Here is a 14,208-nt window from a genome sequence, read left to right as displayed (position 1 = left end):
CCCCGCCGGATCGGGCCGCCCGCCCGCCGGCCCCCGGGCTGTCCCCACCGCATCCGAGAAAAGGCATGGCCCATGGCAGCCCCTTCCGACACCCCGCCCGCACCGCCCGCCGTCCCGCCGCGCTCGTCCGTCCGCGCCCTGGTGTGGCCGGCCGCCGCGGTGCTCCTGGGCGCGCTCCTGGTGCACAACGCCGTCGACGGCACGCCGAGCGGTGCGCCGGGTCCCAAGCCCGCGGCCGTGGCGTCGAGCGCCCCCGTGCCGTCGGTCTCCCCCACCACCGACCTCGCCCTGCCCCGCTCGGCGCCGACGCGCCTGCAGATCCCCTCGATCGCGGTCGACGCGCCGTTCACCACGCTCAACCTGGACGCCACCGGCAAGCTGAACCCGCCGCCGGCGAACGACAAGAACCTGGTGGGCTGGTACGAGGGCGGAGTCACGCCCGGCGAGAACGGCACCTCGATCGTCGCGGGGCACGTCGACACGAAGACCGGGCCGGCCGTGTTCCTGCTGCTCGACGACCTGCGGGCGGGCAGCACCGTCGACATCACGCGCCAGGACGGGATCGTCGCGACCTTCACGGTCGACTCGGTCGAGACGTTCAGCAAGGCCGACTTCCCGGACGAGCGGGTGTACGGCAAGTCGACGACGCCCCAGCTCAGGCTCATCACGTGCGGCGGCAGCTACAACCGCCAGGTGAAGGACTACACCGACAACGTCGTGGTGTTCGCCCACCTCGCCACCGCGCGCGAGAACTGATCCCGCCTGCGCGCGGGTGCGGCCAGGCGACCGCACGCGCCCGGCGGCTGCCCGGCCGCCGGGCGCCCGCGCCGTGCGCGCCCACCGGCGCCCCCGTCGCTTCCGTCCCGCCCGTCGCTTTCGTCCCGCCCGTGCCGTCCGCCCCGCCCGCCCCGCGCGTCCCGTCCGCCCCGCCCGGCCTCCCCACGAGGGGGCCGGGCGTTTCTCGTCGTCGCTCGCGGAGGCCGCGCGTGGCGCCCCGCCGCCGGGGACCACGCCCACCGCGGCGGCCGGTGGGCGACAGGCGGCCCGTGGGCGACAGGCCTCCGAAACGGCGTCCGGGGAGGGCAGCCCGAGGGCCCCGCCGGCCGTCCGGCGGGGCCCTCGGGCGCGCTGCGCGCCGGGGTTCAGTCCCTGCGCAGTACGGCGCCGAGGACGTCCGCCAGGGTCCGCGCGGGGTCGGGGACGCCGCCCGTCTCCCGCCACGCGACGAACCCGTCGGGACGCACCAGCACCGCGCCCTCGCCGGTGGTGCCGTGGGCCGCGGCCCAGTCGGCGCCCTCCTCGGTCACCAGGTCGGCGCCCGATCCGGCGCCGACCTCGTACACGTCGAGCGGTACGGACATCCGCCGAGCGACGTCCCGAGCCGCCTCGCGCCATGCGCCGCCCTCCTCGCCCGTGACCAGGACGAGCGAGCGCTCGTACAGGTCGAGGGTGGACAGCCGCTCGCCCGCGCGCCGCACCCACAGGTGGGGGGCGCGGCTGCCGGGGTCGCCCGCGAGCCGCATGCCCTGGGGGACGACGGGCTGCTGCGGCTCGGCGCCGAGGACGGCGCCGCGCGGGTAGCGGTAGGCGAGGACCACCGGCAGCATCCCGCCGCCCTTGGGGCCGCCGGGGCCACTGGGGCTGCCGGGGCCGCCCTGGGACGGTGCCGGCTCGTAGCCGGGGTGGCTGTGCTCGGCGGAGCGGGACGACGCGCGCTGCGACGTGGCCTCGGCGACGGGCAGGCGCTCCGCCTCGTACGTCTCCAGCAGGCCGGGCCCCGCGTGTCCCGCGAGGACGGCCGCGAGCTTCCAGGCCAGGTTGTGCGCGTCCTGGATGCCGGTGTTCGAGCCGAACGCCCCGGTCGGCGACATCTCGTGCACGGAGTCGCCGGCGAGCAGGACCCGGCCGTCCGCGTAGCGCCGCGCGACGCGTTCGGCGGCGTGCCAGGGGGCGCGGCCGGTGATCTCGACGTCAAGGCCGGGGTCGCCGACGGCCGCGCGGATGTGCTCGGCGCAGCGCTCGTCGGTGAAGTCCTCCAGCGTCTCGCCCCGGTCGGGGTGCCACGGCAGGTGGAAGACCCACTTCTCCTCGTTGTCGACGGGCAGCAGCGCCCCGTCGGCCCGCGGGTTCGTCAGGTAGCAGACGATGAAGCGGCGGTCGCCCACCACTCCGGCGAGGCGGCGGGAGCGGAAGGTGACGCTGACGTTGTGGAACAGCTCGCCCGCCCCGGTCAGGTCGATGCCGAGGGCCTCGCGGACGGGGCTGCGCGGTCCGTCGGCGGCGACGAGGTACTGCGCGCGGACGGTGGTGTGCTCGCCGGTCTCCCGGTTCTTCGTGACGGCGGTGACCCCGTCGGAGTCCTGCTCGAAGGACATCAGCTCGGTGGAGAAGCGCAGGTCGGTGCCGTTCGCGCGGACGCTGTCGACGAGGACGGGCTCCAGGTCGTTCTGGCTGCACAGGCACCACCCGGTCGGGCTGAAGCGGGCGAGGCCGCCGCCCGGGTCGATCTCCTTGAACAGCCACTCCTGCTCCTCGCCGGCCAGCGAGGGGGCCTGGAGGATGCCGTGGTTGTCGGCGAGCACGGACGCGGCGTCCTTGATCGCCTGCTCCACACCGGCGGTGCGGAACAGCTCCATGGTCCTGACGTTGTTGCCGCGGCCCCTCGGGTGGGTCGAGGTGGCGGCGTGCTTCTCGACCACCATGTGCTCCACGCCGAGGCGGCCGAGGAAGAGCGCTGCGGACAGACCCACCAGCGAGCCGCCCACGATCAGGACGGGCACCTGGTGTTCGACGTTCTCGTTCATGACACTCCTACCGGGGACCCCCCGCGAACGCGCGGACGAACTACCCCTTCCCGCCCACAAGTCGGCCCGGACCCCGATTCCCCCGAATGGTGCTCACGTCTCGCGCGGTCCCGCCGCTGACCGCACGATCGTGCAAGGGGGTGAGGCTCACGCATCCGCGGCTCCGCCCCCGCCCGCGCCCGCAGCGGCGCGGGCACCGCTCCCGATCGCGCTGAGCACCGGCCAACGCGGCCGCCCACAGGGGCGCCGCGGGACAGAGTGAAGGAGCGTTTAGATGACAGTGTTGTCGGAGCGGGTCAGCCAGTCGGTGTTCGACGGCTCGCGGCTGCGTGTCGTCCTCCTGCTCGACCTGCACGAGGGGGCTCAGGCCCGGTTCCTGCAGGCCTACGAGGAGATGCACCGCGAGGTCGCGGCGGTCCCCGGGCACATCGTCGACCAGCTGTGCCAGTCCATCGAGAACCCCTCACAGTGGCTCATCACGAGCGAGTGGGAGAGCGCGCCGCCGTTCCTCGCCTGGATCAACAGCGAGGAGCACGTGCGCATGGTGCAGCCGCTGCACGACTGCGTGCGCAACACCCGCTCGCTGCGCTACGCCGTGCTGCGGGAGACGGGCACGACGGTCACGAACCGCTCGACGTCGCAGGACACCGGCCAGCAGGCCCCGCCGCGGCTCGGTGACGGCGTGGTGCGCCACGCGCTGACGTTCACCGTCAAGCCGGGCACGGAGGAGATGGTCGCGAAGCACCTGTCCGACTACGCCTCTCCCTCCGCCCGGGTCGACGACTCCACCCGCCTGCGCAGGACGTCGCTGTTCATGCACGGCAACCGGGTGGTGCGCGCGGTGGAGGTCGAGGGCGACCTGCTCACGGCGCTGCGCCACGTCGCCCGGCAGCCCGAGGTCCAGGCCGTCGAGGAGGCCATCAACCCGTACCTGGAGCTGGAGCGGGACCTGAGCGATCCGCTGTCCGCGCGGACGTTCTTCACCCGTGCGGCCCTGCCGATGGTGCACCACCTCACGGCTCCGGGCCACGACCTGGCGGACGTGACCCGGCACGGCCTGTACTACCAGGCCAAGGAGGGCCGCGGCATGGCCCTGGCGCAGTTCCTCGCCGGCCAGGACGAGGCGGCGGCGGACGACCCGGCCAGCCACGTCGTGCGCTCCACGATCTTCCAGCGCGACGACAGCGTGGTGCGGATCATCGACGTGAACGCCGACCTGCGTTCGCGGCCCGAGGTGGCGCTGGGCATCGGCGACGGGCCGCGCAAGGCCGCGGTGCTGGGCCGGCTGCTGCAGGGGGGCGACGTGCCCACCAGCGACGAGGGCGTCGCCCGTCTCCTGGACCGGTGCCTGATGACCCCGCTCACGGACCGCACGGCGCCGGAGTCCTGAGCGGACCCACGGACACCGGCGACCCCGGATCCGGCGCCGGCATCGGCGCCCCCACCCCGAACACACGAACGAGAAGGACTGTCATGAACCTGCACAGGCCACGCATCGTGGACCTCGAGGAAGCCGCGCACAACACCAAGCGCGGCGGGGACCTGCGCGCCCTCCTCACCCCCACGGCCGTCGGCGCGACGAGCGGCTTCATGGGGCTCGCGACGATCGACCCCGGAGACCGCATCGGCGAGCACTACCACCCGCACTCCGAGGAGTTCGTGTACGTGGTGGCCGGGCGCATGGAGGTCGACCTCGACGGCGAGACGCACAGCATCGGCGTCGACCAGGGCCTGCTGATCCCGCCGTTCGTGCGCCACCGCTTCCGCAACGTCGGGGACACCGAGGCGCGCATGGTCTTCCACCTGGGCCCGCTGGCGCCCACGCCCCAGGAGGGGCACGTGGACACCGAGGAGACGGGCACGGTGGACCAGGGCCCGCCCGAACGCACGGGTGCGCTGTCATGACCCGGCGCGTGGCGGTCACGGGCATAGGGGTCGTCGCGCCCGGCGGCGTCGGCGTTCCCGCCTTCTGGGACCTGCTGTCGAACGGCCGGACCGCGACCCGGGGCATCACACTCTTCGACCCCGCGGGCTTCCGCTCCCGCATCGCCGGCGAGTGCGACTTCGACCCGGCCGCACACGGACTCGACGAGGACGACCGCGCCCGCTGCGACCGGTACGTGCAGTTCGCGATGGCCGCGGCCGACGAGGCGCTGCGCGACGCGGAGTTCGACCCCGAGGGGGCCGACCCGTGGCGCGTGGGTGTCTCCCTCGGCACGGCCGTCGGCGGCACGTCCCGGCTGGAGCACGACTACGTGGCGGTCAGCGGCGAGGGCGCGCGCTGGGACGTCGACCACCGGCAGGCCGACCCCTACCTGCACCGCGCGTTCGCGCCGAGCACGCTGTCGTCCTCCGTGGCGGAGCGGATCGGCGCGAGGGGCCCGGTGCAGACCGTCTCGACGGGCTGCACCTCGGGGCTCGACGCGGTCGGCTACGCCTTCCACGCCATCGAGGACGGGCGCGCCGACGTGATCGTCGCCGGCGCCTCCGACTCGCCGATCTCGCCGATCACGGTGGCCTGCTTCGACGCCATCAAGGCCACCTCGCCCAACAACGACGACCCCGAGCACGCCTCGCGGCCGTTCGACGCCGACCGGGACGGGTTCGTGCTGGGCGAGGGCGGGGCGGTGCTCGTCCTGGAGGAGCTGGAGCACGCGCGCGCCCGGGGCGCGACGGTCTACTGCGAGATCCGGGGCTACGCCACCTTCGGCAACGCCTACCACATGACGGGGCTGACCACCGAGGGCCACGAGATGGCGCGTGCCATCACCACGGCGCTCGGGCACGCCCGGCTGGACGCCACGGCGATCGACTACGTCAACGCGCACGGCTCGGGCACGAAACAGAACGACCGGCACGAGACGGCCGCCGTCAAGCGCTCGCTCGGCGAGCACGCCCGCAGGACGCCGATGAGCTCGATCAAGTCGATGATCGGCCACTCGCTCGGCGCCATCGGGGCGATCGAGGTCGCCGCGTGCGTGCTCGCGCTGAACCGGCAGGTGGTGCCGCCGACAGCCAACTACGAGACACCCGACCCGGAGTGCGATCTCGACTACGTGCCCCGCACCGCACGCGACGCGTCGCTGCGCAGCGTGCTGTCGGTCGGCAGCGGGTTCGGCGGTTTCCAGTCCGCGGTCGTCATGAGCCGCGGTGACGGGAGGTCCTGATGAGTGCTCGAACGGGCAGGCGCCCGGTCATCACGGGCATCGGCGTTCTCGCGCCGAACGGCACCAGCGCGGAGACGTTCTGGAAGAGCACGGTGGAAGGTGTCAGCGTGCTCGACCGCATCACCCGCGAGGGCTGCGAGGACATGCCGCTGCGCGTCGCCGGCCAGGTCCGCGACTTCGACCCGGCCGACCTGATCGAGGAGCGCTACCTGGCGCAGACCGACCGCTTCTCCCACTTCGCCCTGGCCGCCGCGCAGGCCGCGCTGACGGATGCCAGGCTCGGCCGCAGCGACTACGAGGACGATCCGTACAGCATCGGCGTGGTCACGGCGGCCGGTTCGGGCGGAGGCGAGTTCGGCCAGCGCGAGTTGCAGCGGCTGTGGGGTCCGGGGCCGCGTGCCGTGGGCCCGTACCAGTCCATCGCCTGGTTCTACGCGGCGAGCACCGGGCAGATCTCCATCCGCGGCGGCTTCAAGGGCCCCTGCGGTGTCGTCGCGAGCGACGAGGCCGGCGGCCTCGACGCGCTGCGGCACGCCGCCGCCACCGTCCTGCGGGGCACGGACGCCGTGGTCGCGGGGGCCGCGGAGGCACCTTTGGCGCCCTACTCCGTGGTCTGCCAGCTCGGTTACGAGGGGCTCAGCCTGCGCGAGGAGCCGGACCGGGCCTACCGGCCGTTCACCTCCAGCGCCTGCGGGTTCGTGCCCGCGGAGGGCGGCGCCGTCGTGCTCGTCGAGGACGAGCGGGCGGCCCGCCGCCGCGGCGCACCCGTGCGCGCGGAAGTGGCGGGCCACGCCACCACCTTCACCGGCGAGGCCCGCTGGGCCGCTTCGCGCGACGGGCTCGCGCACGCCGTGCGCGGGGCGCTCGCCGAGGCGCGCTGCGCACCCGAGGAGATCGACGTCGTCTTCGCGGACGCCCTCGGCATCCCCGAGGCGGACCGCGCCGAGGCGCTGGCGATCGCCGACGCGCTCGGCCGCCACGGCACCCGGGTGCCGGTGACCGCCCCCAAGACGGGCATCGGACGCGCGTACTGCGGCGGCCCGGTGCTCGACGTGGCCGCCGCGGTGCTCGCGATGGAGCACGGCGCGGTCCCGCCGACCCCGAACGTGTTCGACGTCTGCCACGACCTGGACGTCGTCATGGGCCGCGCACGCGCGTCCGAGCTCCGCACGGCCCTGGTGCTCAGCCGGGGCCTGATGGGCTCGAACTCGGCGCTCGTGGTGCGCCGCGTCGAGGACGGCACCTCCTGAGCGGCCGCCTCCGGCCACTCGCCCCCGCAACCAGCAAGCAGGTACGCACGTACGACAGGAACAAGGAGAAGAGCATGACCGATCAGCTGACCTACCAGGATCTGGCGGCGCTGATGAAGAAGGGCGCCGGCCTCACCGTCGACCCCGACGCGCTGGAGCGCCGCCCCGAGGGCGAGTTCGCCGAGTTCGGGCTCGACTCGCTCGGGCTCCTCGGCGTCGTCGGGGAGCTGGAGAACCGCCACGAGCTCGCGATGCCGCCCGAGGCGGACAAGTGCCGCACGCCCAAGGAGTTCCTGGAACTCGTCAACGCCCAGCTCGCGGCGGGGGTCTGAGATGGCAGGGCACACCGAGAACTCGATCGTCGTCGCGGCCCCGTTCGACCTGGTCTGGGACATGACCAACGACGTGGCCAACTGGGCCGAGTTGTTCAGCGAGTACGCGGCCGTGGAAATCATCTCGCGCGAGGGCGACACCACGACCTTCCGCCTCACGATGCACCCCGACGCCAACGGCCAGGTGTGGAGCTGGGTCTCGGAGCGCACCACCGACCGCGCCGCGCGCACGGTGCGCGCGCGGCGCGTCGAGACCGGTCCCTTCCAGCACATGGACATCCGCTGGGAGTACGAGGAGGTAGCGGACGGCACGCTGATGCGCTGGGCGCAGGACTTCGCCATGAAGCCCGAGGCGCCGGTCGACGACGAGTGGATGACGGGGAACATCAACCGCAACTCCGTCGTGCAGATGCAGCTCATCCGGGACAAGGTCGAGGCGCGCGCCCGCGACGGGCGCAGCCCCCAGGCCGCCACCAGCTGACGTCCCGTCCCTCCCCCGTGCCGCCCCCGTACCCCGGGGGCGGCACCCCTGCGAACCCGGGCCGCGGCCCGAGAGGTGGATTCCCATGCACCAAGCCCTGATCGTCGCCCGTATGGCGCCCGGCTCCGCTCCCGACGTGGCCAAGCTGTTCGGGGAGTCGGACGCCGGCGACCTGCCGCACATGGTCGGTGTCGTGCGGCGCGGCCTGTTCCAGTTCGGCGACGTCTACATGCACCTCGTGGAGACCGAGCAGCCGCCCGGCCCCGAGATCGCGAAGGCCTCCCGCACGCCGCAGTTCCAGGAGCTGAGCGCGCGCCTCGAGGCGTACATCAGCCCGTACGACCCGCTGACGTGGCGCAGCCCGAAGGACGCGATGGCCCACCAGTTCTACCGGTGGGAGCGCCCCTGACACACCCTGCGCGCGCGGCGGCGCGCTCGCGCCCCGCACGTCGCACGTACGGACGCCCCGGGCGGCTCGCGGAGTCGGCGCCCGGGGCGTCCGTACTGCTGTGTGCTGTGATGTGCTGCGCTGAGCCGAGCTGTGTGGTGCGCTGTGCGGCGTCGTGGCCGTCCCTACGCGGGCACGGTGCACTCGAAGGCGTGCAGGTAGGCGTTGACGGGCCGCACGTCGGTGACCGTGAGCCCGGCGTCGGTGATCCGGTCCACCAGGCTCTGCCTCGTGTGCTTGGCGCCGCCCACGTTCAGCAGGAGGAGCAGGTCCATGGCGGTGGTGAAGCGCATCGAGGGGCTGTCGTCGACGAGGTTCTCGATGACCACCACCCGCGCCCCGGGACGGGCCGCGCCGATGATGTTCGCGAGGCACTTGCGGGTGCTCTCGTCGTCCCATTCCAGGATGTTCTTGATGACGTAGAGGTCCGCCTCGAACGGCACCGCCTCCCTGCAGTCGCCCGCGACGATCCTCGTCCTGGCGGCGAGGGCGCCCTCGTCGCGCAGCCGTGCGTCGGCACGGGCGATCACGCCCGGCAGGTCCATCAGCGTCCCGGTGAGGTCCTGGTGGCGCTCCAGCAGGCTCGCGAGGACATGGCCCTGGCCGCCGCCGATGTCGGCGACCGTCCCCACGCCCGTGAGGTCGAGGAGGTCCGCGACGTCCAGCGCGGACTGGATGCTCGATGTGGTCATGGCCCGGTTGAAGACGCGGGCCGACTCGGGGGCGTCCTCGTGCAGGTGGTCGAAGAACTCCTTGCCGAAGATGCGCCGGAAGACGCTGGAGTCCGACCGCACGGCCTCGTCGAGGCGCGGCCAGACCTCCCACGTCCAGGGCTCGGTGCACCACAGCACGATGTCGCGCAGGCTGTGCGGGTCGTCCTCGCGCAGCAGCCGCGAGAGCTCCGTGTGGCTGAAGGTGCCGTCCTCGTTCTCCGTGAAGACGCCGTAGCAGGCGACGCAGCGCAGCAGCCTGCGCAGCGGCCCCGGCTGGGTGCCGACGCGCTCCGCGAGGTCGGCGACCGCGGCGCGGTCGCCCTCCAGCGCGTCGGCGACCCGCAGCCGTGCGGTCGCCCGCAGGGCGGCGGCGCACGCGGCGCCGAAGGCGAGTTCACGCAGCCGCATGGACGGGTGGCCGGCGGCCTTCGCGTCTGGGCCGTGGCCCCGGCCGCGGTCCTGGCCGGAGGGGGGTTCGGTGGTGCTTACGGTGGTCATGCGTCGTGTCTCTCTCGTGAGGGCGACGGCCGGTCAGCACATGCCGGCGGGCAGGGAGGCGGAACACTCGTTGTGGTCGATGGCGTTGACGGTGCCCGTCTCGCCGTTGGCGAGGTCGGCGGGCTTGTTGCCGTCGAGGACGTTGTCGCGGACGGTGTTGTGGCTGTTGTGCACCCCGACGAAGCTCTTGAACAGCACGATGCCGCCGCTCATCGGCGCGGTGCCGGCGTTGCCGGTGACCGAGTTGTCGCGGATGACGGTGTCCTCGGCGCCGGTCAGCACGATGCCCGCGCCCTGGACCGCGGAGAGCCGGGCCGTGGCGGGGCAGAACTTGTTGTTCTCGTGGATGCGGTTGTGGCTGATGGTCATGGCGCCGGCGAGCGGCTTGGACTCGTCGCCGACCACGAACACCCCGGCGCAGTTCGCGGAGACGTCGTTGCCGCGCACGAACAGGTGCCGCACCCGCCGCAGGGTCAGGCCCGTGGCGTTGCCGGTGAAGGTGCTGTCCTCGACGACCGTTCCGTGCGTGTCGGCGGCGCCGCCCTCGGCGTTGGCGAGGTTCGTCACGAACACACCGGCGTCACCGTTGTCGCGGGCGGTGACGTGCGTGATCACGGAGCGCACCGACTTCTCGGCCGCGATGCCCCGGACCTTGTTCTTCTCCGCCACGACCCGGTCCAGCACGAGGTGGTCGGTGCCCGACGCCCACAGGCCGTTCTTCGAGAAGCCGGAGACCGTGAGCGCCCGCACGCGTACCCCGTCGACGGCCTTGGTGCCCGTGCCGAGGACGCACACACCGGCGCCGAGCCGCGCGCAGGTGCCCTGCGCGGTGCCCGCGGCCGGGCTGATCACGGTGCGGGGACCCGCGCCTTCGAGGGTGATGCCGGGCTTCGTGATCGTCACGCTCTGCCGGTAGGTGCCGGCCGCGAGGGCCACGGTGTCGCCGGCCCGCGCCGCGTCCACCGCCTTCTGGATCGACTCCCCCGGACGGACCTCGTGCCGGGCGGAGTGGGCGGGAGCCGCCGCACCGATCCCGCAAGCGAGGGCGGCTGTGGCACATGCAATGGCTGTGACCTGCAGTTTCATCATGTTCTGACGGTAAGAGAGAAATCGGCGGGCCGCCACACAGTGTGACCAAACGGCTACTCCTGGCGCATTGGGCCGACGGGGTGACGGATGCGCCCCTCGGCCCGTGCACCCGTGCGCCGGCCAAGATCACTGCTAGCTTCGCGAGCCGTCGGGCGGCCCAGGGCGCGTCGGGCGAGTCAGGGGCAGCCGGCAGAGCGGAGGGCAGCGGTGAGCGACAGCGGCGGGAACGGTGGACACACCGAGTACACCCAGTACACCCAGTGCACGGACGACACCCACGGCACCGGCGACACCGGTACGGCCGGACACCGGGAGGGGCCCGCGCTCCCGCCGTTCGCGCGCCGGAACTTCCTCGCGTCGGCCGTGCTCGCGGCGGCCCCCGCGGCGGTGGCGGGCTCGGCGGCGGTTGCTGCCGCGGAGCCCGCACCGGGCGCCGGACCGGCGGCCGGCCGGGCCGCCGCCGGCAGTGTGGCGCGTCTGCTCGCGGTGCCCGGCCTCCGGCGCGACGTCGGCTGGCTGCGGGAGGCCCTCCAGGTCGCCGTGCAACTCGAGCTCGCGACGATCCCGCCGTACCTGTGCGGCTGGTGGTCCGTCAAGGACCGCGGCGGCGAGGCCGCCCGGCTGATCCGGCGCGTGGTGGGCGACGAGATGTACCACCTGGGAGTGGTGTGCAACCTGCTGGTCGCCGTCGGCGGGCAGCCGCGGATCAAGCAGGCCGCGACGGTCTACCCCGGCCCGCTGCCCGGCGGCGTGCGCCCCGGCGTGAACGTGTACCTGTCGGGCCTGACCAAGCCGTTCGTCCGCGACGTGATGATGGCGATCGAGGCGCCCGACGAGCCGCTCACGCGCAGCGCGGGCGACGCGCCCAGCGTGGGCGACTTCTACGGCGACCTGCTCGAGGCGTTCCGCAACGAGGCGCCGCGGCTGTCGGCGCGGGGGCAGTTGTCCGAGCGCATCGGCTCCGACTCGCTGGCACCCGTGCGCACCCTCGACGACGTCGAGCGCTGCATCGAGACCATCAAGGAGCAGGGCGAGGGCACGGACGGCTCGCCGGGCCAGGCCCTCCACGACGACAACCCCGCGCACTACTACGCGTTCGGCGAGATCTACCACGGAAAGCGGGTGCGCGAGGAGTCGGGCACCTGGCGGTTCACCGGTGCGGCGGTGCCGTTCCCGGCGGCCCGGCCGATGGCGCGCGTGCCCGCGGGCGGCTGGGATCACACCTCGACCCAGGTGCGGCGGCTCGTGGACCAGTGCGACGCCACGTACGCCGGGGTCCTGGAGGGTCTCGACAAGGCGTGGGCGGGCGGCGGCGCGAAGAGCATGAGCGCAGCGGTGCACGCCATGCGGGGCATGGAAGGCCCGGCGGTGGAACTCATGGACCTGACCCGCCCGGACGGACCGGGCAACTACGGGCCGCAGTTCCACGTGTCGTCCTGACGGCGCCGGGGCGCCGACCCGCCGACCCGCCGACGCGCCGACGCGCCGGGACGCCGTACGACCGGTGCGGGGGCGGCGGGCCCGGGCCGCGCGGGTCGCACGGCGCCCGGCTCCGGCCCCGGCGCCCCGGTCCCTGACTCCCGGTCGCGGGCCCCCGGGCCCTGGCTCGCGGGCCCTGATTACCGGTCCCTGACTCCCGGACTCACCCGGTGGAGCCGGACGCGTCCTGCTCCGTTCCCCGCCACCGTCGGGTCGCGGTGACGGCGGGCCCCGCGCCGACGCCGGCCGTGAGGGCCGCGACCAGCCTGCGGTTGGCCTCCCGGGGGCCGAGTCCCCAGTCCCACTCGTCCTTCTTGTGCAGGCGCAGCGACGCGATGCCGTGCCAGGCGGACCACAGCAGGAGCGCCGCCGGGAAGGGCGCGTCCGGGTCGACCCGGCGCGCGAGTTCCACGATCCGCCGCTGCAGGCGCGGCCCGTGCTCGGCCCGGTCGGCCGGCAGCGTGTCGCCGCTCTCGAACAGGAGCTGGTAGGCACCGGGGTGCTCCAGCGCCCACGCGAGGTAGGCGTCGCCGGCGGCGACCAGCGGGTCCGCGTCCTCGCCCGCGGCGTCCAGGGCCGCCTCGACGGCCCCGATCAAGGAGGCGTACTCGGCGTCGAGCACGGCGGAGCGCAGATCCGCCTCCGAGGGGAAGTGCCAGTACACGGCCGACGGGGCGACCCCGCAGGCCCGGGCGATGGAGCGGAGCGAGGGCACGGCCACGGGCTGCGGCCGGGCGAGCGCGGCGACGGCCGCGGCCACCAGTTCCGCGCGCAGGTCCCGGCCGCCGCCGGCTTCGGCTGGAGGGGTCACGGACCCATTGAACACCTGTTCACGATAGACTGCGATGAACAGGTGTTCAGGAGAGGGACGGCGATGCTCACGCTGATGACGGTGATACGCAAGCGGCCCGAGGTCGCCACGGACGACTTCCGCCGCTTCATGGAACACGAGTACGGGCCCACGTACGCGGCCCTTCCCCAGGTGCGGGAGTACGAGCAGTACTACCTCTCCGACCTGGCCGCGGACGGCGTCGAGGAGCCGTTCGACGCCATCGTGCGCATCGGTTTCGAGTCCGCGGCCGCGATGCGGGAGGCGCTGGCGACGCCCGAGTACCGCGCGGCGCACGAGCTGCGGAAGGCGTACCTGCGCGAGACGTCGGCCGGCATCCACTCCGCGGTGGTGGAGCGGGAGGTGCGTCTTGTCCCCGCGGCCGGATGACGGGCCGCGGGATCGCGCTCCCGGGAGCGCGGGCATGACGGACGGGACGGCCGCGGACGCGCCGAAGGCCGCGGTCCGCGACGCGGCACACGGCTCCCCCGGGGCGGGGCTCCGGGTGCTCGGCGCGGCGGAGCTGTGCCCGGACCCCGGCGAGGTGGACCGCTTCGCCGGGGACGCGCACCGGATCCTGGCGGACCTGGTGGCCGCGGGGGCGGCGCTCGGCTGGGTCGAGCCGCCGTCCCGGGACGAGATCGCCGCGCTGGTCGGGCGCGTGGTGGAGGCGGCGCGCACGGGCGACGCGGCCCTGCGGGGTGCCCGCCTGGACGGGCGGCTGGTCGGACTGGGCTACTGGCTGCGCTACGCGCGGCCGACCCACCGGCCGAACGCCGACGTGGAGAAGATCGCCGTGGCCGGCACCGCCCAGGGCCAGGGCGTGGGCCGGGCGCTGACGGAGGCTCTGCTCGCCGACGCCCGTTCGGCCGGCGTCGAGGTCCTCACCCTGGACGCGCGGGGAGACAACGCGGGCGCCCTGCGGCTGTACCGGTCGCTCGGCTTCACCGAGTACGGCCGGCTGCCCGGCTTCGTCGCGGTGGGGCCGCGCCGCTACGACAAGGTGTTCCTGATGCGGGACCTGCGCGGGGAGCGCTGACCGGGCGCCGCCTCGCCCCGCCACCCGGTCGCGGACGCCGGGGGCGGCGGTGCCGGGCGGCCGGTCGCCGGCACCGGTC

15 protein-coding genes are annotated in these 14,208 nt (G+C 74.1%); 11 read left to right on the top strand and 4 right to left on the bottom strand.

Going from position 1 to position 14,208, the window contains the following annotated elements; translation table 11 throughout:
* The first annotated feature begins 72 nt into the window (after positions 1 to 72).
* On the top strand, positions 73 to 756 hold the full coding sequence (locus L1885_RS12140) for a class F sortase (protein WP_235797078.1): 684 nt from the start codon (positions 73 to 75) through the stop codon (positions 754 to 756).
* 386 nt (positions 757 to 1,142) lie between these two features.
* Here L1885_RS12140 and L1885_RS12135 read toward each other — a convergent pair whose 3' ends face one another.
* On the bottom strand, positions 1,143 to 2,804 hold the full coding sequence (locus L1885_RS12135; protein ID WP_235797077.1) for an FAD-dependent oxidoreductase: 1,662 nt from the start codon (positions 2,802 to 2,804) through the stop codon (positions 1,143 to 1,145).
* Between the two features lie 274 nt (positions 2,805 to 3,078).
* Between L1885_RS12135 and L1885_RS12130 the strand changes: the two genes are divergently transcribed.
* The 7 genes from L1885_RS12130 (at position 3,079) to L1885_RS12100 (ending at position 8,443) form a co-directional block, all read left to right on the top strand.
* Positions 3,079 to 4,194, top strand: a complete 1,116-nt coding sequence (locus tag L1885_RS12130; RefSeq protein ID WP_235797076.1) for a SchA/CurD-like domain-containing protein — start codon at positions 3,079 to 3,081, stop codon at positions 4,192 to 4,194.
* Positions 4,195 to 4,277: 83 nt separating this feature from the next.
* Positions 4,278 to 4,709, top strand: a complete 432-nt coding sequence (locus L1885_RS12125) for a cupin domain-containing protein (RefSeq protein WP_235797075.1) — start codon at positions 4,278 to 4,280, stop codon at positions 4,707 to 4,709.
* Positions 4,706 to 5,971, top strand: a complete 1,266-nt coding sequence (locus L1885_RS12120) for a beta-ketoacyl-[acyl-carrier-protein] synthase family protein (protein ID WP_235797074.1) — start codon at positions 4,706 to 4,708, stop codon at positions 5,969 to 5,971. Before L1885_RS12125 ends, L1885_RS12120 begins: the two co-directional genes overlap by 4 nt.
* Positions 5,971 to 7,221, top strand: a complete 1,251-nt coding sequence (locus tag L1885_RS12115) for a ketosynthase chain-length factor (RefSeq protein WP_235797073.1) — start codon at positions 5,971 to 5,973, stop codon at positions 7,219 to 7,221. The genes L1885_RS12120 and L1885_RS12115 overlap by 1 nt, the downstream gene beginning before the upstream one ends.
* A gap of 74 nt (positions 7,222 to 7,295) precedes the next feature.
* Positions 7,296 to 7,553 (top strand): acyl carrier protein, encoded by a 258-nt coding sequence (locus L1885_RS12110; RefSeq protein ID WP_235797072.1) that lies wholly within the window; start codon positions 7,296 to 7,298, stop codon positions 7,551 to 7,553.
* Position 7,554: 1 nt separating this feature from the next.
* Entirely contained in the window at positions 7,555 to 8,034 is a 480-nt protein-coding gene (locus L1885_RS12105; protein ID WP_235797071.1) for an SRPBCC family protein, read from the top strand.
* 85 nt (positions 8,035 to 8,119) lie between these two features.
* On the top strand, positions 8,120 to 8,443 hold the full coding sequence (locus tag L1885_RS12100; protein WP_235797070.1) for a TcmI family type II polyketide cyclase: 324 nt from the start codon (positions 8,120 to 8,122) through the stop codon (positions 8,441 to 8,443).
* Between the two features lie 164 nt (positions 8,444 to 8,607).
* Here L1885_RS12100 and L1885_RS12095 read toward each other — a convergent pair whose 3' ends face one another.
* Together L1885_RS12095 and L1885_RS12090 are read right to left on the bottom strand one after the other, a co-directional pair.
* Positions 8,608 to 9,693 (bottom strand): methyltransferase, encoded by a 1,086-nt coding sequence (locus L1885_RS12095; RefSeq protein WP_372481927.1) that lies wholly within the window; start codon positions 9,691 to 9,693, stop codon positions 8,608 to 8,610.
* A gap of 33 nt (positions 9,694 to 9,726) precedes the next feature.
* Positions 9,727 to 10,782: a right-handed parallel beta-helix repeat-containing protein gene (locus L1885_RS12090; protein ID WP_235797069.1), complete on the bottom strand. Its 1,056-nt coding sequence runs from the start codon at positions 10,780 to 10,782 to the stop codon at positions 9,727 to 9,729.
* Between the two features lie 207 nt (positions 10,783 to 10,989).
* Between L1885_RS12090 and L1885_RS12085 the strand changes: the two genes are divergently transcribed.
* Positions 10,990 to 12,222, top strand: a complete 1,233-nt coding sequence (locus L1885_RS12085; protein WP_308117312.1) for a ferritin-like domain-containing protein — start codon at positions 10,990 to 10,992, stop codon at positions 12,220 to 12,222.
* Positions 12,223 to 12,424: 202 nt separating this feature from the next.
* On the opposite strand, the gene L1885_RS12080 is transcribed toward L1885_RS12085, so the two are convergent.
* The gene (locus tag L1885_RS12080) at positions 12,425 to 13,072 is read right to left on the bottom strand and encodes a TetR/AcrR family transcriptional regulator (protein ID WP_235797068.1); all 648 of its coding nucleotides are present in this window, start codon (positions 13,070 to 13,072) and stop codon (positions 12,425 to 12,427) included.
* A 63-nt stretch (positions 13,073 to 13,135) separates the two neighbouring features.
* On the opposite strand from L1885_RS12080, the gene L1885_RS12075 reads away from it, so the two are divergent.
* Positions 13,136 to 13,480, top strand: a complete 345-nt coding sequence (locus L1885_RS12075) for an EthD domain-containing protein (RefSeq protein ID WP_235797067.1) — start codon at positions 13,136 to 13,138, stop codon at positions 13,478 to 13,480.
* Positions 13,481 to 13,514: 34 nt separating this feature from the next.
* Complete coding sequence (locus tag L1885_RS12070; protein ID WP_235797066.1) at positions 13,515 to 14,129, top strand: GNAT family N-acetyltransferase; 615 nt, start codon at positions 13,515 to 13,517, stop codon at positions 14,127 to 14,129.
* The last annotated feature ends 79 nt before the right edge of the window (positions 14,130 to 14,208 follow it).

It is taken from the genome of Streptomyces fuscigenes (assembly GCF_021556455.1).
Lineage (GTDB): Bacteria > Actinomycetota > Actinomycetes > Streptomycetales > Streptomycetaceae > Streptomyces > Streptomyces fuscigenes.
The sequence above is the reverse complement of the archived record's forward strand: the minus strand, read 5'-3'. Positions and strand labels throughout refer to the sequence as shown.

What these genes read in the sequence shown, in the direction of transcription:
- L1885_RS12140 (WP_235797078.1), top strand. Translation starts at nt 73, where the DNA reads ATGGCAGCCCCTTCCGACACCCCGCCCGCACCGCCCGCCGTCCCGCCG.
- L1885_RS12135 (WP_235797077.1), bottom strand. Translation starts at nt 2,804, where the DNA reads ATGAACGAGAACGTCGAACACCAGGTGCCCGTCCTGATCGTGGGCGGC.
- L1885_RS12130 (WP_235797076.1), top strand. Translation starts at nt 3,079, where the DNA reads ATGACAGTGTTGTCGGAGCGGGTCAGCCAGTCGGTGTTCGACGGCTCG.
- L1885_RS12125 (WP_235797075.1), top strand. Translation starts at nt 4,278, where the DNA reads ATGAACCTGCACAGGCCACGCATCGTGGACCTCGAGGAAGCCGCGCAC.
- L1885_RS12120 (WP_235797074.1), top strand. Translation starts at nt 4,706, where the DNA reads ATGACCCGGCGCGTGGCGGTCACGGGCATAGGGGTCGTCGCGCCCGGC.
- L1885_RS12115 (WP_235797073.1), top strand. Translation starts at nt 5,971, where the DNA reads ATGAGTGCTCGAACGGGCAGGCGCCCGGTCATCACGGGCATCGGCGTT.
- L1885_RS12110 (WP_235797072.1), top strand. Translation starts at nt 7,296, where the DNA reads ATGACCGATCAGCTGACCTACCAGGATCTGGCGGCGCTGATGAAGAAG.
- L1885_RS12105 (WP_235797071.1), top strand. Translation starts at nt 7,555, where the DNA reads ATGGCAGGGCACACCGAGAACTCGATCGTCGTCGCGGCCCCGTTCGAC.
- L1885_RS12100 (WP_235797070.1), top strand. Translation starts at nt 8,120, where the DNA reads ATGCACCAAGCCCTGATCGTCGCCCGTATGGCGCCCGGCTCCGCTCCC.
- L1885_RS12095 (WP_372481927.1), bottom strand. Translation starts at nt 9,693, where the DNA reads ATGACCACCGTAAGCACCACCGAACCCCCCTCCGGCCAGGACCGCGGC.
- L1885_RS12090 (WP_235797069.1), bottom strand. Translation starts at nt 10,782, where the DNA reads ATGATGAAACTGCAGGTCACAGCCATTGCATGTGCCACAGCCGCCCTC.
- L1885_RS12075 (WP_235797067.1), top strand. Translation starts at nt 13,136, where the DNA reads ATGCTCACGCTGATGACGGTGATACGCAAGCGGCCCGAGGTCGCCACG.
- L1885_RS12070 (WP_235797066.1), top strand. Translation starts at nt 13,515, where the DNA reads ATGACGGACGGGACGGCCGCGGACGCGCCGAAGGCCGCGGTCCGCGAC.